This window comes from Mycobacterium sp. THU-M104 (genome assembly GCF_049197365.1).
In the GTDB taxonomy this organism is placed as follows: domain Bacteria; phylum Actinomycetota; class Actinomycetes; order Mycobacteriales; family Mycobacteriaceae; genus Mycobacterium.
On sequence record NZ_JBMIOP010000046.1, the window covers coordinates 63,553 to 84,846 of the forward strand.

General features: G+C 68.0%; 15 protein-coding genes. 8 read left to right on the forward strand and 7 right to left on the reverse strand.

All coding sequences use genetic code 11. The annotated features are described in order from the left end of the window. Nucleotides 1-5: 5 nt before the first annotated feature. The 3 genes from ACOJVU_RS04700 to trmB are packed head-to-tail and all read right to left on the reverse strand — an operon-like array spanning nt 6 to nt 4,450. Nucleotides 6-2,867, reverse strand: a complete 2,862-nt coding sequence (locus ACOJVU_RS04700; protein ID WP_421528712.1) for an MMPL family transporter — start codon at nt 2,865-2,867, stop codon at nt 6-8. 49 nt (nt 2,868-2,916) lie between these two features. Further along, nucleotides 2,917-3,630 carry an NYN domain-containing protein gene (locus ACOJVU_RS04705; protein ID WP_421528713.1) on the reverse strand — a complete coding sequence of 238 codons (714 nt, stop codon included), beginning with the start codon at nt 3,628-3,630 and terminating at the stop codon, nt 2,917-2,919. A 10-nt stretch (nt 3,631-3,640) separates the two neighbouring features. Next, the gene (trmB, locus tag ACOJVU_RS04710) at nt 3,641-4,450 is read right to left on the reverse strand and encodes a tRNA (guanosine(46)-N7)-methyltransferase TrmB (protein WP_421528714.1); all 810 of its coding nucleotides are present in this window, start codon (nt 4,448-4,450) and stop codon (nt 3,641-3,643) included. Nucleotides 4,451-4,746: 296 nt separating this feature from the next. Between trmB and ACOJVU_RS04715 the strand changes: the two genes are divergently transcribed. The 5 genes from ACOJVU_RS04715 to ACOJVU_RS04735 all read left to right on the forward strand — a co-directional run bounded on the left by ACOJVU_RS04715 (nt 4,747) and on the right by ACOJVU_RS04735 (nt 12,011). Next, complete coding sequence (locus ACOJVU_RS04715) at nt 4,747-5,901, forward strand: hypothetical protein (RefSeq protein ID WP_421528715.1); 1,155 nt, start codon at nt 4,747-4,749, stop codon at nt 5,899-5,901. Further along, nucleotides 5,898-7,418, forward strand: coding sequence for a hypothetical protein (locus ACOJVU_RS04720; protein WP_421528716.1), 1,521 nt, complete (start codon nt 5,898-5,900; stop codon nt 7,416-7,418). The genes ACOJVU_RS04715 and ACOJVU_RS04720 overlap by 4 nt, the downstream gene beginning before the upstream one ends. Nucleotides 7,419-7,636: 218 nt before the next feature. Beyond that, entirely contained in the window at nt 7,637-9,466 is a 1,830-nt protein-coding gene (locus ACOJVU_RS04725) for a phosphoenolpyruvate carboxykinase (GTP) (protein WP_421528717.1), read from the forward strand. Nucleotides 9,467-9,528: 62 nt separating this feature from the next. After that, nucleotides 9,529-11,058 (forward strand): fatty-acid--CoA ligase FadD4, encoded by a 1,530-nt coding sequence (gene fadD4 / locus ACOJVU_RS04730; RefSeq protein ID WP_421528718.1) that lies wholly within the window; start codon nt 9,529-9,531, stop codon nt 11,056-11,058. 47 nt (nt 11,059-11,105) lie between these two features. Further along, complete coding sequence (locus ACOJVU_RS04735) at nt 11,106-12,011, forward strand: enoyl-CoA hydratase/isomerase family protein (RefSeq protein WP_421528762.1); 906 nt, start codon at nt 11,106-11,108, stop codon at nt 12,009-12,011. Nucleotides 12,012-12,090: 79 nt separating this feature from the next. Here the strand turns inward: ACOJVU_RS04735 and ACOJVU_RS04740 are convergent, their stop codons facing one another. Next, nucleotides 12,091-13,236, reverse strand: coding sequence for an acyl-CoA dehydrogenase family protein (locus tag ACOJVU_RS04740; protein ID WP_421528719.1), 1,146 nt, complete (start codon nt 13,234-13,236; stop codon nt 12,091-12,093). 57 nt (nt 13,237-13,293) lie between these two features. On the opposite strand from ACOJVU_RS04740, the gene ACOJVU_RS04745 reads away from it, so the two are divergent. Next, nucleotides 13,294-14,313, forward strand: a complete 1,020-nt coding sequence (locus ACOJVU_RS04745; RefSeq protein WP_421528720.1) for a MaoC family dehydratase — start codon at nt 13,294-13,296, stop codon at nt 14,311-14,313. Between the two features lie 44 nt (nt 14,314-14,357). Here ACOJVU_RS04745 and ACOJVU_RS04750 read toward each other — a convergent pair whose 3' ends face one another. From ACOJVU_RS04750 to ACOJVU_RS04760, 3 genes are all read right to left on the reverse strand, one after another. Further along, complete coding sequence (locus ACOJVU_RS04750; protein ID WP_421528721.1) at nt 14,358-15,011, reverse strand: methyltransferase domain-containing protein; 654 nt, start codon at nt 15,009-15,011, stop codon at nt 14,358-14,360. A gap of 186 nt (nt 15,012-15,197) precedes the next feature. Then, the gene (locus ACOJVU_RS04755) at nt 15,198-16,226 is read right to left on the reverse strand and encodes a class I SAM-dependent methyltransferase (protein WP_421528722.1); all 1,029 of its coding nucleotides are present in this window, start codon (nt 16,224-16,226) and stop codon (nt 15,198-15,200) included. 199 nt (nt 16,227-16,425) lie between these two features. Then, a complete protein-coding gene (locus ACOJVU_RS04760) occupies nt 16,426-17,244 on the reverse strand; it encodes an FkbM family methyltransferase (protein ID WP_421528723.1) in 819 nt (272 codons plus the stop codon). A 151-nt stretch (nt 17,245-17,395) separates the two neighbouring features. Here ACOJVU_RS04760 and ACOJVU_RS04765 point away from each other — a divergent pair, with 151 nt between their 5' ends. Together ACOJVU_RS04765 and ACOJVU_RS04770 are read left to right on the forward strand one after the other, a co-directional pair. Continuing rightward, nucleotides 17,396-19,069: a hypothetical protein gene (locus tag ACOJVU_RS04765; RefSeq protein ID WP_421528724.1), complete on the forward strand. Its 1,674-nt coding sequence runs from the start codon at nt 17,396-17,398 to the stop codon at nt 19,067-19,069. A 233-nt stretch (nt 19,070-19,302) separates the two neighbouring features. Continuing rightward, nucleotides 19,303-21,135: a hypothetical protein gene (locus ACOJVU_RS04770; protein WP_421528725.1), complete on the forward strand. Its 1,833-nt coding sequence runs from the start codon at nt 19,303-19,305 to the stop codon at nt 21,133-21,135. Nucleotides 21,136-21,294: the final 159 nt, after the last annotated feature.

Here is a 21,294-nt window from a genome sequence, read left to right on the forward strand (position 1 = left end):
CGACGCTACAACCGGCCCTCGCGCCGCAGCAGATCCTGGGCGCTGAGCGCGCCACCGATGCGACGGCGCTGGGGCGCGTTGTCGCTCGCGTCCTTCTGTCCGGGCTGCTGCCCGTAGGCGTTGAGCTTCTCCGTGGCGGTCTCGGAGTCGTTCGCATCCGACCGCGTGATCGGCAGGGCCTTCGTCGGTTCGCCGGGTTGCGCCCGTTCGGGGGCATCGGCCTTGTCGTTGTCGTTCGTCGGGATCGGTATGGCCCGGGTCTGACCGCTGGACGGCGGCGGGGTCGGAGGTGAGGGTGGCCGGGGCGGAGCGGGCTGACCCGGGCTGCGGGGGTCCGCCGACTTTTCGCGGCCTGGTGGCTTCTGACTGCCGGATGCGGCGCCCGCAGTCTTGTCGTCGCCCGGTGTCCGGGTGGTCGTGGCGTTGCCGTCCGGGCGGGTCGGGACGGACGCACTGCCGGACGGGCGGGGCCGTACCGGTTCGGGCGCCACCGGGTGGGTGGGGTCGTGCGGTGCACGCGGGGCGGCGGCCAGAGCCCTCGCCGAGACCGGGGGCCGGGCGGGCCGGCCGTTGATCGTGGGCCGCTTGCGCTCGTCGGGCAGGTCGATCTCGCCCAGGCCGATGCGGTTCTGCAGGCGTCGGGCCCAGCGGGGCGCCCACCAGCAGTCGTCGCCGAGCAGTTTCATCACCGACGGCACGAGGAACATGCGCACCACGGTCGCGTCCAGCAGCAGCGCCGCCATCAGCCCGAAGGCGAGATACTTCATCATCACGAGGTCGGAGAACACAAACGATCCGGCGACCACGGCGAGCACCAGCGCGGCCGCCGTGATCAGACGCCCGGTGGTGGCGGTGCCGATCCGGATGGCCTCCGCGGTGGACATACCGCGCTCACGGGCCTCGACCATCCTGGACACCAGGAACACCTCGTAGTCGGTGGCCAGGCCATAGCCGACGGCCACGACCAGCGCGATGATCACCACCATCAGCGGTGTCGGCGTGAAGTCCAGCCACGTCGAGAAGTGCCCGTCGACGAAGATCCACGTCAGGATGCCCAGGGTGGAGCCGATCGTCAGTACGCTCATCACCGCCGCCTTGATCGGCAGGACGAACGACCCGAACGCCAGGAACATCAACAGCATGGTGCTGGTGATCAGCACGACCGCCATCAGCGGAGCCTTGTCCACCAGGCTGTGGATCGAATCCTGAATCAGTGCCGGGGTGCCGCCGACCAACAATTCGATGCCGTTGGGCGCTGCGATGCTGCGCAGCTCACCGATCTTGGCCGCCGCGCTGTCGGGGTTGACGAGTCCGTTCTGCAGCACCCGAACCGAGGGGTCCTTCGATGCACCCGGCGCGTAGGCGCGCTCCTGCCACATCTTCGTCGGGTCGTTGTCAGGGTCGATGAAGCCGCTGATCGCCATGGCCTGGCTGCGCACCTGTGCGACCTGGGCGTCGGTAACGGGCCGGTGGTTGGTCGACCGGATCACCAGCGTGAGTGGATCGGTCCGGTACCCGGGAAAGAGCTTGTCGAAATGTTCCTGCGCCAGACGCACCGGGTTGTCCGGCGGCAGGTATTTCTCGCTGATGGCGCCGAATGACAGGTTGCCCAACGGGATGACCAGCAGGATCATGCCGACAGCGATCGGGATGGCGAACGCCAGTGGCCGCTTCATCACCCGGGTGACGAGCTTGCCCCAGAATCCGGCCTCGACCTCTTCGCGGGTCTTGGTCTTCTGCAGCCGGTCGGCGAGCCAGTTCAGGTAGGCCCGCGAATACTTCCAATTACGCAGGAAGGGCACCCGGAACGCGGTCCGCACCCCCAGCGCGTCGACGTGGCGACCGAGAATTCCCAGGCACGCCGGCAGGAACGAGATCGACAGCAGCGCCGCGAGCCCCACCGCGGCGAAGATCGCAAAGGTCATCGATTTCACGAAACCTTGCGGCAGCACCAGGAGGCTGGCTGTCGAGACCATGATCAGTGCCGCGGAGAACGCCACGGTGCGCCCGGCGGTCATGACGGTGCGTCGCACGGCGGCCTCGGTGTCGTAGCCTTCGGCGATCTCCTCCCGGAACCGGCTCACCACGAAGAGGCCGTAGTCGATGGCGATACCGAAGCCGATCAGCGAGATCACCATGAGGGCGAAGGAGTGCACTGGGCCGAAGATGGCGAGAAACCGCATGATGCCCAGCGCGCCGGCGATGGTCAGCCCGCCCACGATGGCCGGGAGGCCGGCGGCGACCGCTCCGCCGAACACCAGGAACAGCACCACCGCCACCGCCGGTACCCCGAGATATTCCAACTTCTTCAGGTCGCTGGCGATCGTGCCGGTCAAGGCGTTGGCAATCGGCTCCAGTCCGGCGAGCTGGACGGTGCCGCCGTCGAGCTTCTGCAGGGCCGGGGCGATGTCCTTGTAGTTGTCGAGGATGGTGTCGTCGTTGTCACCCTTGAGCGGGATCGACACGAACGTGTATTTTTTGTCGTCGGTGGCCATGCCCTTGACGACGGGATTGGTGGTGTCGGGTGCCCGCAGGTAACCTGCCCAGCCCAGTACCTGCTGGGAGTGGTCCTTCTGGAACGCGTTGAGCTCGTCGGTGATCTTCTTCGACCACGCCGGGTCCTGGACGGTTTTGCCCTCGGGTGCCTTGAAGATGGCGACGATGTGGCCGCTGCGGTCCCGGCCGTAGACGTCGTCGCCGACGACCGAGGCCTTCACCGACTGGCTGCCCTCGTCGTAGTAGCCGCTCGACGTGAGGTGCTTACCCAGACTTATCGCGAAAATGCCGCCGAGCAGGCACAGAGCTACCGTGACCCCGATAACGATGTACCGGTAGCGGTACACAGTTCGACCCCACCAGGCGAACACGCAAGCTCCTTACTGGATCGGTACCGACCCGCGCATAGATTTCCCAGTGTCACACACGGGTGGTCAACAGCGCTGACAGCGGCCGGAAAGGCTGCAGCCACGCCCCCTGATCGGGCAGCGAATCCAGGCCGATCCGCGGCAACGGTTCCCTGAAGACACCGGCGATGTCCTCCAGGTCGACAAAGTCCAAGGTATCCGACGCTAGCGCCCAACTCGCATGTTCGCGAAATCCGAGCACCTGAACTGGCACTTCCGTGTGTGCGATCTCCTCCAGCGGTTCACGGAACGCCTGACCGTCGGCCGACGCCACGACCAGCCCCGCGAGCCCTTCGGTGCGCCGCCGGTCGATGTGGGCGAGCATGTCGCGATCGACGTCGCTGTCCTCGTCGATCTTCGGCTTGGCGAAGACCGCGAACCCCACGTTGCGCAGGGCATCGACCCAGGGCCGGACCACGTCGGCGCTGCCCGGCGCGATGTTGGTGAAGACGGTGGCCTCGGGTTCCACGACGGCGCCGGGACGGCCGGCGCTGATCTCGGCCGTCCGCGCCAGCAGCCAACGGCCCAGCGCGTCGAAGCGGGGACGCTCCAGGGCGGTGGGCCGGCGGCCCAGTATGGATCCCAGGCCCATGTCGAGATTGGGCGCGTCCCACACCAGCAGGACCCGCCCGCCCGACGGCTGGAAGCCCGACAGGCCGCCGCCTGCGATCACCCCCGGGGAGTCCAGGTGTTCGGATGTTGCTGGGGTTTCTTCTGCGAGGCTCATGTTCGTTTCCTCATCCCGGCCGCACCCAGACCAACTCGGTCACGGAGCTGCCCGCGTCGTGGGCCTTCGTCTCGTACTTGGTGGTGGGGCGGGCGACCGAGATCGGCAGCGGGGCGTCGGGATCCGCTCGGCGCAGCCGCGGTTCGCCGTCGCCGGCCTGCGCGATGTGCTGGGCATAACCGGGATGGTCCGTCGCCGCGTGCAGGACACCACCGGGGAGTAGCCGGTCGGCGATCATGCCAATCGTGACGGGCTGCAGGAAGCGGCGCTTGTGGTGCCGGGCCTTCGGCCACGGATCCGGGAAGAACACGCGGACGCCGATCAGCGAGCCGGGGGCGATCAGGCGTTGCAACACGTCGATCCCGTTGCCGCGGATCATCCGGATGTTGCCCACCTGGTCGCGGTCGACCGCGACCAGCAGCTGGGCCAGACCCCGCCGGTAGACCTCGACCGCGATCACGTCCACGCCCGGCTCATCCTTGGCCATCGCCAGCGTCGACGATCCGCTGCCGCAGCCGATCTCGAGCACCACCGGTGCGACGCGGCCGAACCAGGCTCGGGTGTCCAGCGGCTCGCCGGCTCGCGATTCCCGGTCACCCAGCGACAGCCCGAGCTCGGGCCAGCGGCGTTCCCAGGTGTCGCGCTGGGCCCCGGACAGCGCGGAGCGCCGCGAGCGGAAACTCGTGGCCGGGAGGCGCTGGTCGTGACCGTCCACGGGCGGGTCCGGTATGGACGTCATGTCCGGTGCGCTCGCATCCACCGGTGTGTCGGGACGGAACCCCACGCCGGGCTGCGCATGCATCTGTTCATGGTGGCCCATCGATGTCCGATGTAGCCGCCCCTGGTCCGGATTGATACCCAACGGTTGCCTTCGGCTGGTAACAGATAAACGGTGGCTCGCGTCTCCCTCATCCAGATGCCACCATTCGGTGGAACCGCACAGCGACGACGCGGGCCGAGGCAGGCCGCCGTGGTGGGCCGGGAGTCGACCCGACCACCGGCAGGGCGGCTCACGCTCCCGGCCTCAGAAATGACCTTACAGCGGTCGACGACGGCGCCGGGCCGGTCGAGTCCGGCGCCGGTCAGGCGGGCGTGCCGACCGGATTGGGGCAGGACATGAGGCGGCAGGGCCACCGGATTTTCGTCGACGAGCTGACGCGGTTCGCCGCCGGGCACGCCGACCCCCGCGTGACGGCGATCGCCGAGCGCACCGCCGCACCGCTGCGTGTGGCGGTCCGTGGGCGCCGCGGGGCGGGTCGCGGCACGGTGGCGCGCGGGCTGCAGGCGGCGGGTGAGCAGGCCACCGCAGGGCCGGCGGTGGCCTGCGAGGTCCTCTCGGCAGGCGGGGTGGAGCCCGACGTCGAGGTGATCGTCCACGTCGTCACCGAGGTGATCAAACCCGAGGACGCCGAGGCGATTGCCCGCTCCCGACAGCCGGTTCTGGTGGTGCTGAACAAGGCCGACCTGGTCGGCTCTCTGTCGGGACGCACCGGTGACGGACCGATCGTGGCAGCGCGCATCCGGGCCGCCGACCTTTCGGCGCTGGTCGGGGTCCCCGTCGAGCCGATGATCGGGTCGCTGGCCGTCACGGCGTTCGGCGGCCTGGATGGTGGCCTGTGGGCCGCGCTGCGGATGCTGGCCGACCATCCCGACCATCCCGACCATCCCGACCATCCCGACCATCCCGGCCACGTGGACCTCTTCGATCTCTCCTGCGACGGGTTCCTGACGGCGCGGTCCACGGTTCCCGCCGACGTGCGGCTGCGCCTGCTGGAGACGCTGCACCTGTTCGGCACCGCGATCGCGGTGGCCGCGGTGCGCCAGGGCCGGACACAGGCCCAGGTGCGGGTCCTGCTGCGGCGGTTGAGCTGCGTCGATGCCGTACTCGACGCGCTGTCCGCGGTCGGTGCCGAAGCACGTTACCGGCGCGTGCTCGACGCCGTCGCCGAACTGGAGGCCCTCGCCGTCGGCGACGAGCGGATCGGCGGCTTCCTCAGCCGCGACGACACCGTGGTGGCGCGGATGGCGGCCGCGCTGGATGTGGCGGAGGCGGCCGGGCTCGAGGTTGACACCCCCTCCGCTGACGGCCGCCACACCGACGGGGCCGCACACCTGCCCCGGGCCGTATGGTGGCAGCGCTACAGCGTCGGCAGGATGGGCCCCGTCAGCGAACTGCACCGGGCCTGCGGCGCGGACATCGCCAGGGGTTCGCTGCGGTTGTGGTCGCAGGCCTGCGGTTCGTTGCCGCACCAGTGGGGGCAAGCGTGGTGAGCGGCGATGGCGGCGACGCGGCCGCCCGGGTGGACGTCCGAATCGCGGCGGTGGCGCCCCGGCTGGGTCTGCCCGCCGTCACCCGCCGCGACGTGGTGCTGGTCGCCGGGCCCTGGTTGGCCGGCGTGAGCGCGATCGCCGAGGCGCTGCGCGAGCGGCTGCCGCAGCACACGTTCGTCGAGTCGACGGACCTGGCTCCCGGTGACGCGCCGGCCGCCGTGGTGTTCGTCGTCTCCGCGGCGGCCCCGCTGACCCCGTCCGACTGCGCGCTGCTGGACGCCGCGGCCGGCAGCACCGATGTGGTGGTGGGGGTCGTGTCCAAGATTGACGTCCACCACGCCTGGCGCGACGTGATCGAGGCCAACCGCGAGACGCTGGCCGGGCACGCGCCGCGCTACGCCCGGGTGCCGTGGGTGGGCGCGGCGGCCCTGCCCGACCTCGGTGAGCCCAGGGCGGACGAGGTGGTCGAGTGCGTCGCTGCCCGGCTCGCCGATCCCGACATCGCGCGGCGCAACCGGTTACGGGCGTGGGAGGCGCGGCTGCAGCATGCCGCGCAACGATTCGACCGTGAAGCCGACGGGCCCGGGCGCCGGGCCAGGGTCGATGCGTTGCGCGACGAGCGCAGCACCGCGTTGCGGGAGCGGCGACAGGCGAGATCCGAGCGGACCATCGCGCTGCGCGGCCAGATCCAGCAGGCGCGGGTCCAGTTGTCCCACTTCGCGCGCAACCGTTGCTCGTCGGTGCGCAGCGAGTTGCAGGAGGACGCCGCGAACTTGGCGCGCCGGGACATGCCGGGCTTCGAGGCCCAGGCGCGTGCCCGGGCGGACGAGGTGGTCGCCGAGGTCGCCGAGGGCACCGCCACCCACCTGGCGGACGTGTCCCAGGCGGTGGGCGTGCCGGTGGACCTGCCGTTCTCGACGGCGGATCCGGGGGCCGGCTCGGGGGTGCCGCCTTCCGTCGACGCCGCCGCCCCACCCCTGAGGTCGCGAAGGCAGGAGACCTGGCTGATGACCCTGCTGGGCGCCGGATTCGGGTTGGGGGTGGCGCTGACCCTGAGCCGGCTGGTGTCGGGTCTGGCTCCGCGGCCGAATGCCGCGGTGGAGTTCGTCGGTGCCGCGGCCTGTGTGGCGGTCGGACTGGCTGTCACGTTCGCGGTGGTCAACCTGCGTGGCCTGTTGCACGACCGCGCGGTGCTGGACCGCTGGGCCGGCGACCTGACGGCGTCGCTGCGTTCGGTGGTGGAGGAGCTGGTCGCGACGCGGGTGCTGGCCGCCGAGGCGGCGCTGAGCACCGCGCTGGTCGCCCGCGAGGAGGCCGAGAACGCTCAGTTCGGCCGGCGGATCAGCGCCATCGACACCGAGCTGCGCGAGCACGCCCTCGCCGCGGCGCGTGCGGCCGCGGTGCGGGACGAGGAGATGCCGGCGCTGCGCGCCGCGCTCGAGATCGTGCGTGAGGAACTGGACGAACCGGGTATACGCCCACCCGAGAGCCGTGTCACGGATGCCGACACCGGCTGACCGTCCTCGAGGAGCGCACATGGCAGGAATCGCCGACTTTCGGCACTGTTTTCTGAATCGTTGTTGTGAGCAGGCTTATACCTGCCCGAGCCTCACTCGACAAGTTGCTCACGATAACCTGTAGTCAACGCCACCTTGTCAATCGTTGTGTGGGCGTGGCTATGAGTACTGACCAGTACAGGCGCCCGTAAGCACACAGGAGAATTCAGGAGAGTTCGATGACCTCAGCGACCATTCCCGGTCTGGATAACGCACCGACGAAGCATCAGGGTCTGCTGTCGTGGGTCCAGGAGGTCGCCGAGCTGACCGAGCCCGACCGGGTGATGTTCGCCGACGGTTCTGACGAGGAGTGGCAACGGCTGGCCGAGCAGCTCGTCGAGGCCGGCACCTTCAAGCGGGTGAACGAGAAGAACTTCCCCAACTCGTTCTTGGCGCTGTCCGACCCCGCCGACGTGGCGCGCGTCGAGTCCCGGACGTTCATCTGCTCGGAGCGCGAGGAGGACGCGGGTCCGACGAACAACTGGATGGACCCGTCCGAGATGCGCGCCACCATGACCGACCTGTACCGCGGGTGCATGCGGGGCCGCACGATGTGGGTGGTGCCGTTCTGTATGGGTCCGCTGGGCGCCGAGGACCCCAAGCTGGGTGTGGAGATCACCGACTCCGAGTACGTCGTCGTCTCGATGAAGGTGATGACCCGGATGGGCAAGGCGGCCTTGGAGAAGATCGGCGACGACGGCTTCTTCGTCAAGGCGCTGCATTCCGTGGGAGCTCCGCTGGAGCCGGGCCAGCAGGACATGCCGTGGCCGTGCAGCGACACCAAGTACATCACCCAGTTCCCGGAGACCCGGGAGATCTGGAGCTACGGGTCGGGCTACGGCGGCAACGCGCTGCTGGGCAAGAAGTGCTATGCGCTGCGCATCGCGTCGGTGATGGCCCGCGACGAGGGCTGGCTGGCCGAACACATGCTGATCCTCAAGCTGATCTCCCCGGAGAACAAGGCGTACTACATCGCGGCGGCGTTCCCGTCGGCGTGCGGCAAGACCAACCTGGCCATGCTGCAGCCGACCGTCCCGGGCTGGCGCGCCGAGACGCTCGGCGACGACATCGCCTGGATGCGCTTCGGTAAGGACGGCCGGTTGTACGCGGTCAACCCCGAGGCGGGGTTCTTCGGCGTGGCGCCGGGGACGAACTGGAAGTCCAACCCGAACGCCATGCGGACCATCGCCGCGGGCAACACGGTGTTCACCAATGTGGCGGTCGACGACGACGGCGACGTGTGGTGGGAGGACCTCGAGGGCGAGCCGCCGCACCTCATCGACTGGAAGGGCAACGACTGGTACTTCCGGGAGAGCGAAACCACCGCGGCCCACCCGAATTCGCGCTACTGCACCCCGATGTCGCAGTGCCCGATCCTGGCGCCCGAGTGGGACGACCCGCAAGGCGTGCCCATCTCGGCGATCCTGTTCGGTGCCCGCCGCAAGACCACGGTGCCGCTGGTGACGCAGGCTCGCGACTGGCAGCATGGGGTGTTCATAGGGGCCACCATGGGCTCCGAGCGGACCGCCGCCGCCGAGGGCGCGGTGGGCACCGTGCGGCGGGACCCGATGGCGATGTTGCCTTTCATGGGCTACCACGTCGGCGACTACTTCCAGCATTGGATCGATATCGGCAAGAACTCCGACGAGTCAAAGCTACCCAAGGTGTTCTTCGTCAACTGGTTCCGCCGCGGCGAGGGAGGCAAGTTCTTATGGCCCGGGTTCGGGGAGAACAGCCGGGTGCTCAAGTGGATCGTCGACCGCATCGAGCACAAAGCCGGCGCTCAGGACAGCCCGATCGGGATGGTGCCCTCGGTCGCGGACCTTGACCTCGAAGGGTTCGACGCGGATCCCGGCGATGTAGCGCAGGCGCTGGCGGTCAAGCCCGCGGAATGGCGTGAGGAGCTGCCGATGATCGAGGAATGGTTCGAGTTCATCGGCGACAAGCTGCCCACCGGCGTCAGGGACGAGTTCGAGGCGCTCAAGCAGCGTCTGGCCGAGACCGAGTAACCGGCGCGCCTGCCCGGCGGACAGTTGACACCCGTCAATTTCCGTGGCGGTACAGTCGGCGCATGCAGATTCGGGAGCACCTCGGTGCCGGCAAGCCGGCCGTCATCCTCCACCCGTCGGGCACGGTCGTCACCTTCGACGAGCTGGAGGCACGGGCGAACCGTTTGGCGCACCACTTCCGCAAGGCCGGTTTGGTCGAGGGGGACGCCGTCGCGATCCTGATGGAGAACAACGAGCACATCCACGCAGTGATGTGGGCGGCGCGCCGCAGCGGCCTGTACTACGTGCCGATCAACACTCACCTGACCGCGGCCGAGGCCGCCTACATCGTCGACAACAGCGCAGCCAAGGCGATCGTCGGCTCGGCGGCCCTGCGTAAAATCTGCGAGAACCTGGGCGAGCACCTGCCCGGCGGCCTGCCCGAGCTGCTGCTGATCGCCTCGGGCGAGGAGGATGCCGATCTGCCCGGGTGGCAGCGCTACCCCGAATGCGTTGCCGACCAACCCGATACGCCGATCGACGACGAACTCGAGGGTGACCTGCTGCAGTACTCCTCGGGCACCACGGGCCGCCCCAAGGGCATCAAACGCGAACTCCCGCACGTCGCGCCGGCCGAGGCGCCCGGCATGATGTCGGCGCTGGTGAGCTTCTGGATGAACCCGGACTCGATCTACCTGAGCCCGGCGCCGCTCTACCACACGGCGCCCTCGGTGTGGTCGATGAGCGCGCAGGCCGGGGGCATCACCACGGTGGTGATGGAGAAATTCGACCCGCAGGGCTGTCTGGACGCCATCGCGCGCCACCACGTCACGCACGGCCAGTTCGTGCCCGCGATGTTCACCAGGATGCTGAAACTTCCTGAGGCGGTGCGTAATTCGTACGACCTGTCCAGCCTGCAAAGGGTGATGCACGCGGCGGCGCCGTGCCCGGTGGAGATCAAGAAACAGATGATCGACTGGTGGGGGCCCATCATCGACGAGTACTACGCCTCCTCGGAGGCGATCGGGTCGACGCTGATCAGCGCCGAGGAGTGGCTGGCCCACCCCGGCTCGGTCGGCAAGCCGATGTCCTGCCAGATCCACATCCTCGACGAGGACGGCAACGAGCTGCCCCCGGGGCGGGCCGGCGAGATCTACTTCGAGGGCGGCCTTTTCTTCGAGTACCTCAACGATGAGGCGAAAACCGCCGCCTCCCGCGACGGGCGCGGGTGGGTCACCGTCGGCGACGTCGGCTACGTCGACGACGACGGCTACCTCTACCTGACCGACCGGCGTCACCACATGATCATCTCCGGCGGGGTGAACATCTACCCGCAGGAAACCGAGAACCTTCTGGTCACCCACCCGAAGGTGCTGGACGCGGCGGTGTTCGGCATCCCCGACGACGAGATGGGCCAGCGTGTCAAGGCGGTGGTGCAGACCGTGGACCCGGCCGACGCCACCGAGGAATTCGCCGACGAGTTGCTGGGATGGCTGCGGGATCGGTTGTCGCACTACAAGTGTCCCCGGTCGATCTCGTTCGAGGCGCAGCTGCCGCGCACCGACACCGGCAAGCTCTACAAGGGGGAGCTGGTCGAGAAGTACTCGATGTGACGCTGCGCGTAGTCGATCTGGCCGAGCCGGCGCAGGCCGACGAGAGGATGCCGGCAGGGCAGCCGCCCGGGGTGGTGATCGCCGTCGGGCGGGTCGCCGGTGCGCCCGAATACTGGCTCGAGCGGGCAACTTTCACCCTCTCTGAACAGTGCTGCGAGGACCGCCGGGTCGTCACCGTCGACTCGGTGCCCGACGCCTTGGTTGAGCTCGGCGAGCGCTGTCGCCGCTGGCCGCACGCCAGCAGCGTCTGCGACGACGTGCTGCGCAGCATCGATCCCGCCGGCCCGGCGCTGGCCGGCGTGCTGACCGAGTCGCTGGCCTACTCGACCCTGCAGGCGGGTCCGGAGTTCGCGCGCTGGCTCGATGAGCGCGGCCCGACAAGCATGCCCGAGATCGCCGACCCGGTGCGACTGCAGCGTGACGGTGACACCCTGCGTATCGAGTTCAACCGGCCGCAACGGCACAACGCGTTCTCCACCGACGCGCGCGCGGCGCTGCTCGACGCGCTGACCGTCGCTCAACTGGACCCCTCGGTGACGGGAATCGTGTTGCGCGGCAATGGTCCCTCGTTCTGCAGCGGCGGAGACCTCGCCGAATTCGGCACGCTCGCCGACCCGGCGGGCGCACACCTGGCCCGCACCCGGCACAGCCCGGCGCTGGCGCTGCACGCACTCACCGCCCGGCTGGGCCGGGGCTGCCGCGCGCAGGTGCACGGCCGGGTGCTGGGCAGCGGCCTGGAGATGGCGGCCTTCTGCGGGTGGGTCGACGCCGCAGCCGACACGGTGTTCGGGCTGCCCGAGCTGGCGCTGGGCTTGATCCCGGGCGCGGGCGGGTCCGTCAGCGTGATCCGCCGCATCGGGCGTTGGCGCACGGCGTATCTGGTGTTGTCGGGGAGGACGATCGATGCCCACACAGCCCTGCGCTGGGGGCTGGTGGACGCGATAGACCAGTAGCCGGCGACGTGCACCGACGCCGCGACACGCAACGGCGGGCGGCACCCGTTGGCGCCGGACCGGCGGCTGCACGTCCCCGTCACAGGCCGCCGCGGGATATCAGTTGCGCGGCGATCACGTTGCGCTGGATCTCATTGGTGCCCTCGCCGACGATCATCAACGGCGCGTCGCGGAAGTATCGCTCGACGTCGTATTCGGTCGAGTAGCCGTAGCCGCCGTGGATGCGCACGGCGTTCAGGGCGATCTCCATCGCCACCTCCGACGCGAACAACTTGGCCATCCCGGCCTCCATGTCGGCGCGCTCGCCGCTGTCGTAGCGCTCGGCGGCATACCGGGTGAGCTGGCGCGCGGCGGCGAGCTTGGTGGCCATGTCGGCCAGGTAGTTGCCGATGGACTGGTGCTGCCAGATCGGCCGGCCGAAGCTCTCCCGCTGCCGGGCGTAGGCGAGCGCGTCCTGCAGCGCGGCCGTCGCCACCCCCAGCGCCCGCGCGGCCACCTGGATGCGGCCCGTCTCAAGCCCTTTCATCATCTGGGCGAAGCCCTGGCCGGGTTCGCCGCCCAGGATGGCCGAGCGCGGAGCGCGGTAGCCGTCGAAGGACAGTTCACAGGCTTCGACGCCCTTGTAGCCCAGCTTCGGCAGGTCCCGCGACACCGTGAGCCCCGGGCCCGGTTCGACGAGGACGATCGAGATGCCCGTGTGGCGCGGCGTGGCGTGCGGATCGGTCTTGCACAGCAGCGCGATCAGCCCGGAACGACGCGCGTTGCTGATCCAGGTCTTGGATCCGTTGACCCGCAGGGTGTCCGGGCCGTCCGGCAGTGCGGTCGTGGCCATGTTCTGCAGGTCCGAGCCGCCGCCCGGCTCGGTCAGCGCCATGGTGGCGCGCAGCTCCCCGGTGGCCATCGGGGGCAGGTAGGTCCGCTTCTGGTCCTCGGTGCCGAACAGCGTCAGCAGTTTGGCCACCACGGTGTGACCGCCCATGGCGCCGGCCAGGCTCATCCAGCCGCGCGCCAACTCCTGGGTGACCTGCACGTAACACGGCGTGGACACCGGCGACCCGCCGTATTCCTCACCGATGGCCAGGCCGTAGATGCCGATGCGCTTCATCTGCTCGATCCACGCCTCGGGGTAGGCGTTGGCGTGCTCCATCTCGCGGACGGCCGGCTTGACGTCACGGTCCACGAACGCCCGGACCGTGGCGACCAGCATCTCTTCCTCGTCGTTCACGCGCGAACCACCCTCCGTGTTGACCCTCGGTCGGACAGCCTGCCAGCATGTGGCGTTGTGAGTGCGAACGGGTACGCGGGCCGGCGCGAGGGCGGGCCCTACTTCGACGACCTCTCGGTGGGCCAGGTGTTCGACTGGGCGCCGCCGATGACGCTGTCGTCGGGGTTGGCCGCCGCCCACCAGGCGATCGTCGGCGACCGGCTGCGGCTGGCGCTGGACGCCGTTTTGTGCACCGCGGTGACCGGCGTGGCGGGCCCGCTGGTGCACCCGGCGCTGGTCTGCGATGTGGCGATCGGCCAGTCGACGCTGGCCACCCAGCGCGTCAAGGCCAACCTGTTCTACCGCGGCCTTGTCTTCCACGGCTTCCCGGTGATCGGCGACACCATCTACACCCGCACGGAAGTGGTTGGCCTGCGCGCGAATTCGGTGAAGCCTGGCCGTACGCCGACGGGCATGGCGGTGCTGCGGATGACCACGATCGACCAGGCCGACCGGCTGGTGCTCGACTTCTACCGGTGTGCCATGCTGCCGGCCGGCCCGGACTGGCGGCCCCGCGAAGACAGGCCGGGCGACGACCTATCCACGATCGGCGACGACGCGGTACCACCGGCCTCGGATCCGACGGCCCGGTGGGACGGCGCGGTGTTCCGCGCCCGGGTGCCCGGCCCGCATTTCGACGCCGGGCTCACCGGTGCGGTGCTGCACAGCACCGGTGACGTGGTCAGCAGCGCGCCGGAACTGGCCCGGCTGACGCTGAACATCGCCGCCGCGCATCATGATTCGCGTGCCGGTGGGCGCAGACTGGTCTACGGAGGCCACACCATCGGGCTGGCGCTCGCGCAGGCGAGCAGGTTGCTGCCCAACCTGGCAACGGTGCTGGGCTGGCAGTCCTGCGACCACACCGGCCCGGTGTACGAGGGCGACACCCTCTACAGCGAGCTGCACGTCGAATCCGCCGAGCCCACCGGCGACGGGGGCGTGCTCGGGCTTCGCTCACTCGTCTACGCGGCCGGCGACACCGCGGGCGAGCCCGACCGGCCGGTGCTGGACTGGCGGTTCAGCGCGCTGCAGTTCTGAACGGCGGTGGCGCCGTGCGGTGTCGCCGCGGGGCCGCTCGGCCGTCAGGTCTGGACCGCGACCAAAGACTTGATCAATCCGACAAATCGTTCGTACCAGATGGCCGAGGTGGGAAAGTAGCGGCGCATCTGCGAAATTCCGATCAAGTCGATCTCATCGACCTGCTCCTGTGCGTCCTCACGGGTGTACGTCCGAACGTGACCGCGGTTCCAGCGCATCGAGACCTGCACGCGGGCTTCGTAGGGCAGCCACTGCATGCCCGGAAAGAGCCAGTGCGGTTCGATCGGAAAATACCGGTATGGCGTCTGCACCCAATGGCGGTCGGCCAGGGCGTGGACGTTGTCCGCGAAGCGTTGGCGCTGAGTGTGCCCGCCGACATGTTCGAGCACGGAATTGGAATACACGAGGTCGAAGCGGTCTTGGGCAACCGCCCTCGGCGGGTCGCACGCATCGCCCTGGATCGCGATGACGCCCTCGGTCACCGAGTCCGGCGCCAATAGGTTCACCGTGGTGACAGACGCGGGCCGCACCGGCGCGAGTCGCCACGACTCGGGTGTGCCCCCCAAGTCCAGCACCCGCATCTCCGCGAAAGCCGGGAAGAACTCGAGAAGATGCCGCCATCGCCGCGTGCGGGCGCGACCCGACAATGACCGCCTCGAATTGACGTCCGTCACCGCATCGCGCAACCAGTTCGACATCCATCCCCGGTCTGTGAAGTCGGCTCCGCGAGAGAAAAGCGAAGAACCGCGCGGCGTGTCACCCGTGGGAGGCAACCGCCGCGAAAAGACTAATCCCTCCCGCCGCCAGACGCAAGCACACAACCTCGTGCCCTGCCAGCCGGAAGTGCCCCTCCGATTCACCCAAAAACCCTCGGCCCCAGTCCTTTACGCGGGCCTTTTACGGATCGCGATGTCGAGGTAGGGCAAGAACAGCCCGATCGGCAGGTCGGGGCGCTGTCGGCGCAACAGGCCGGCGTAGCGGCGGGTGTCGGAGAGGCGATAGCGAAGCCGGCGAAGTGCGTTGTGCTCGATCTGGAAACTGTGCCGGTCGGCCTCGAATTCCAGGCCGCCGATGGGCCCCAGTGCCAGCTCGATGTCGTGAAAGCTGACACCGCGGCCGCGGCGGGTGAGTTCGAGCCCGGCCCCCGCCGCACTCGTGTCGAACGGTGACGCCTGATACCGGGGTGTCTGCCGGAAATACTCCAGTGCCATCTCGTCGGGCAGCCAATGGAAGAACGGCAAGTCCGCGGTGTGGTCGTCGAAAAGCCAGAGGCGGTTCGGTGCTTCGACGATACAAAGAATGCCGTTATCTGCCAGGAGCTTCCACGCTGCCCGCAAACTACGCAGACGCTCTTCGAGCGTCATGTGCTCAAGCGAAGCGAAGAAGATCACGAAGTCGAAGCTTCGGTGCTCGAAGTGGGAGTCCATCTCGGTGGCGTTCATCGCATGAAGTGACTGCGCCCCGAGCCGGAGTAACCGCAACCTCGCCTTGGCCACCGCCACCGACTCCGGTGCGACGTCGATGGCGACGACGTCGCTGCCCTGCTCGGCCAAGGCGCAGAGTGACGAGCCGGTTCCACAGCCGATCTCGAAAACCCTTGCCCCATCGAGGCGATGCAACGAGTTGAGCCATGGGACGTATTCGTGTCGGTCATAGGTCAGGCGCCCGACGGTGTGGGCTTCGAGCTGCTCGCGACCGATTTCTGAATTCCAATAATCCTTTGTCGACCAGTTCTCCCGAAGGTGACTGCGGAACCTGTCCAGTTCGGCCGGCCCGAGGGCGACGAATCGTCGACGGAGATCGGGGGTGATGGTCTTGTCGGTGCGCCACACCAGGGCGCGGGCCAGCTCTTTCGCGCCATCCTTGGAGAGTCGCCGCTGATCACCCCGTACTACCCGCCGGAAGTTGTTCACGACGTGTCTCCCGCGTCGGTGGTGAGCCCGCAAAGGCCGGTACGCGATGCTAGCGCCAGCTCCCGGCGAAATGGGAGGGCCTCGCGGCCGGCCGCACCGTTGCGGCGAGCACGCGCGTTGCGCCGGCGAGCACGGCACACGCCGGGGAAGTCGGTCCGGCGCCAGCCGCCAACCCCGCCTTGGCCTGGAGGCTTTGGGGTCACCACGTAGCCGGGTGCCGATCTCGCATTTCGTTGGGCACGAAGACGAAGTTGTTGACGTAGACGCCATGTGCCGACCACCCGTCCTGCGGGCCGCCGATGTTCGCCGGATTCTGATATTCGGCTGCGTCGAACTCCTCGACCGGCAGCCGGGCCTCGCCGATCTGGAAGTGGCCCGCGTAACCGAGTCCGGTCAAGAACGCGGTGATCTCGGCGAGGGCGTTGGTGTGATGGCGTTCCTCGGCTTCCACGAGAACCGCCGGCCGGTCACGGGTGAGGGTGTCCGCGGCCCCCCGCAACACGGCGAATTCGTGGCCCTCCACGTCGATCTTCATCAGGCCGATATCACCCAGGTGCAGATCGTCGAGGCGCATGACCGGCACGTCGACGTGGGTGACCCGGCTGCCGTTCACGTTGCCCAGGAGGTTGTCGGTGTCGATGGTGCTTCGGCCCGGTTCGGACTCGACCAACCGCATGGTGGCCACACCGGATGTGTCCGACAACGCCACCGCTTCCACCCGCACCGCCGCCCCGACCGCGTGGAACATCGATGCCAGGTCGCGGGCCTGGGCGGGTCTGGGCTCGAACGCAATGACCGATCGCGATGATGCGGACATCGCGATCGTGAACTCGCCGACGTCGGCGCCGATGTCGAGCGAAACCCGGTTCGGGTCGCACAGGGAGGCCGCCAACTGGACCTCCGGGCGGGATTCTCCGAGACGGCGGAGAATGTGGTACTTGCGTCGCCAGAACAGGCGCGGCGCGACAGATCGTGCCGCGGGGGCGAGCCAATGTCTGGCTGAGTGTGCGACGGGCATCTGTCGTCTCTCCGGCAGCGGTGTGCTGGGCGTCAGCATAGTCGACCGGTGTGCCCGGCTGGCGCGGCCGCAGCGAAACCTTGCTCTGGCCCCGGATCTCGACCGACCGCGGGTCGTGACCGTCGCCGTGCGACCTGCATACTTATCGGCGATGTTGCGTTTGTCGAGGAAATGGGTGTCGGCGCTGTGCATGGCGCTGGCACTGGACGGGTGTGGTGGCGGGCATGTCAACCCCGGGCCACTGTCCGCGATAGTCAGTCCGGCCATTCCGGCCGTCGTTCAAGACGTTCCCGGTCCGTTGCGCGGCCAGTACGAGGACCTGTTGGAACCGCTCTTCCCGCAGGGAAATTCGGCGGACAAGCAGTATCCGGCGTGGCCCGCGTCCTCTGACGCGGGCATCCGTGTCTCGTGGCGGCAGTTGCAGCCCACCGATCCACGCACCCTGCCCGCCGACGCCCCCGACGATCGCAAGTTCGATTTCAGCGTGATCGACGATGCGCTGGCCGGTCTGGGCGACCGCAACATGCGGCTGATGCTTCGGGTGCATTCCTACAACTCCTGTTGCGACGCGTCCTATCCGGACAACACCAACATTGCGATTCCGGACTGGATGCGCCCTGCCGCGACCGTTTACACCGGGCCGGAACGAGTGTGGTGGACACCCGGGGTGAGCAATGTGGTCCCGAACTGGAACGCCCCCGAGTACCTGAACGCGTTCAGCGGGCTGCTCGCCGCGCTCGGACGGCGCTACGACGGCGACGAGCGGCTGAGCGTTTTCGAGTTCTCCGGCTATGGGGACTTCAGCGAAGACCACATCGCGTACTTGCGAGACGTGCTGGGCGCCCCCGGCCCGTCGCCCGACGACAGCGTCGCCAAGCTCGGCTATTACAGCCAGTTTCGCGATCAGAGCATCACCATCGACTCCATTCGCCGGCTGGTCGCGGCCAACGTGAGCGCCTTCCCTCACACTCAATTGCTGGTCAACACGCCGAACCCGGAAATCGTGCGCCAACTGCTCGCCGAGGACGTCACCAAGAAACTGTCCGCGCCGGTGGGGATACGCTCGGATTGCCTCGGTGTTTACGCGCCACTGCCCGTGTGGGCAGACGCAGAGGGGTCGTACTACGTCCAGTCGAAAGACCCGCTCGTCGACGAGTTGAAAAACCGGCTTGCCACGGCGCCAGTGGTCACCGAGTGGTGCCAGTTACCCGATGGAACCGACCCGCGGTCCTACTACGAAAAGGCGTTGCGCGACGTGGTGCGCTACCACGTGTCGATGACGGCGAGTTACAACTTTCCAGACCGGGATTCGGACGCACCGATGGCCCCCGATTTGTATGTGTTGTGGGCGCGAGCCAACGTGTTCGCCGGGTATCGGTACTCGGTGGAAGCCCGCCCGGGTTCACAGTCGCTGCGTGGCGGGAATGCGAAAATCGACGTCACCTGGACCAACGACGGCGCCGCCGCGGCTACCGAGAAATGGGTACCCGGTTACCGGCTGGTGGATTTCTCGGGAGCGGTGGTCCGTACGATTCCGGCAACCGTTGTCCTACGTAATCTGCTCGCTTCCGGGGGTAAAGATTCCGGTGCGCAACCGGCGCCGGCGTCGTTCACCGAATCCGTGACTGTGGCCCTGGAGGGTTTGTCACCGGGGCATTACACGCTGCGCGCGGTGGTGGACTGGCAGCAGCACAAACCCGACGCTTCTCGGGTGGTGAACTATCCGCCGATGCAATTGGCGCGCGACGGACGAGACGGCTCCGGCGGCTATCCCCTTGCGACGCTGGACATCCCAAGCGACGCGTCGCACTTCACCCGGCGATGAACGGAGCCCGGCCACCATCCGGGCGGCGGTAAGCCCACGTGGTCCGGTGCGGGAGCCGGCACGGCGCTGGGGGCATCAAGCCGGAATCCCTTTGCTGCTTGCCCATCCAGCAGTCCTCTGGAGGCTACGGAAAATACCTCTCGAACGGGTTTACAAGTCGCGCCGCCGGAGTTAAATAAGAAGTCCGACGCCGCGTCCCGCTGCGCGGTTCACGACGGGTAACGAGGTGGGCAATGAGCGTAGCCGGTCGCCCGAGGCGTAACATCGTGATTCGCCGCGCGGGCCAACCGAGCTGTGCGGCCACCGCGAGGCCATCCCGTCCCTTGCAGAAGATCGCGCCGGTCGTGGCCGCATGCGCGACGGTGTTGTTGGGCGGATGTGCGTTGTTGAGCGGATGTGCCGCGCACATCAACTACGGACCGTTGTCCGGGGCGCGCGGCGCCAGGTTGAGGTCGTCCGCGCTGGTGAGCCACCAACTACCGAATACCGTTCGCGAGATATCCAATCCGTTGCGTGGTCAGTACGAGGATCTCTTGGAGCCGCTTTTCCCGCAAAGCAATCCGGCCGACAATCAGTATCCGGCATGGCCCGGCTCCCACGACGCCAGCCTGCGCGTCTCATGGCGTCAGCTGCAACCCGTCGACCCGCGCACATTACCGGCCGATTCTCCCGACGACCGTCTATTCGACTTCAGGATCATCGACGACGCGTTGACGAAGCTGGAAAAACGCAACATGAGGCTGACCCTTCGCGTGTTCGCGTACAACTCCTGTTGCGACGAGTTCTATCCCAACCACACGAATATCGCGGTTCCCGATTGGGTCGCCGCCAGTCCGGGCGCCACCACCAGCTATCCGGGACCGCAGAACAGTCCCGAGGCCTGGGTGACGCAGGTTGTGCCCAACTGGAACAACCCCGATTACCTGAATGCTTTTTCGCATCTGCTCGCCGCGCTCGGGCGCCGCTATGACCGGGATGAGCGGCTCAGTGTGTTCGAGTTCTCCGGGTACGGGGACTTCAGCGAGAACCACGTCGCTTATCTGCGCAGCGCGCTGGGTGCGCCGGGTCCGGCTCCCGACCGCAGCATCGCTGAACTGGGGTATTACAGCCAATTCCGCGATCAGAGCATCACCGTCGGCGCCATTCGGCAACTGGTGGCTGCCAATGTGGGTGCCTTCCCGCACAAACAGTTGGTGGTCAACCCGCCGAATCCGGAGATCGTGCGCCAAATGCTCTCCGGCGAGGTGACCGCGAAACTGTCCGCGCCGGTCGGGATTCGCTCCGACTGCCTCGGTGTCTACCCGGTGCTGCCGGAATGGGCTGAGTCCGCCCAATCTCACTACGTGCAGACCCACGATCCGGTCGTCGCTGCGATCAAACAGCGGCTGGCTTCGGCGCTGGTGATGACCGAGTGGTGCCAGCTGCCCCGCGGATCCGACCCCCACTCGTACTACCGGAGAGGCCTCGACGACGTGGTCCGCTATCACGTGGGCATGATGTCGAGCTTCGACTTCCCGGACCGGGATTCGGCATCGACGATGGACCCGGCGTTGTATGCGCTCTGGGCGCAGGCCAACGCTTCTTCCGGCTATCGGTATTCGGTCGAGGCCCGGCCCGGATCGCAGGCGATACGTGTCTCGAAGCCGTACCCGGTGGCGGGCAAGGTGGTGACCGTGCCGGTGGTGTGGACCAACTACGGTGCCGCGGCCGCCTTCGAGCGGTGGGCACCGGTCTACAAGCTGGTGGATTCCTCCGGGGAACGGGTGTGGGCCTTACCGGCAAAGGTCCAGCTCGACAAACTCGTTCACGACGAACCCGGCTCGTCGCGCGGGGCGGTGGTCCCGGCTTCCAGCACCGAGGTGGTGCGCATCGACCTGTCGGGCTTGTCGCCGGGACGCTACACGCTGCGGGCATCGGTCGACTGGCAACAGCACGTACCCGGCGCCTCACACGTGGTGAACTATCCGCCCATGCAGTTGGCGCGCGACGGGCGGGATGACTCCGGGTCGTATCCGATTGCGACGCTGGACGTGGGGAGCACCGGAACGCTCCTTCCGCAAGGATGATCGGCCGGCGGGCACGAGGCGGCACAATGCGTTGCCCGCTCAGGCGGCGGGACTGCTTTGGGATGTCACCCGCCGGCGATGCGGCATAATGCCACTGGAATTTGCGTCGCGGTATTCAGTGCAGAGGACCAACGCCATTCGCGTGACCCGTATCGAGGA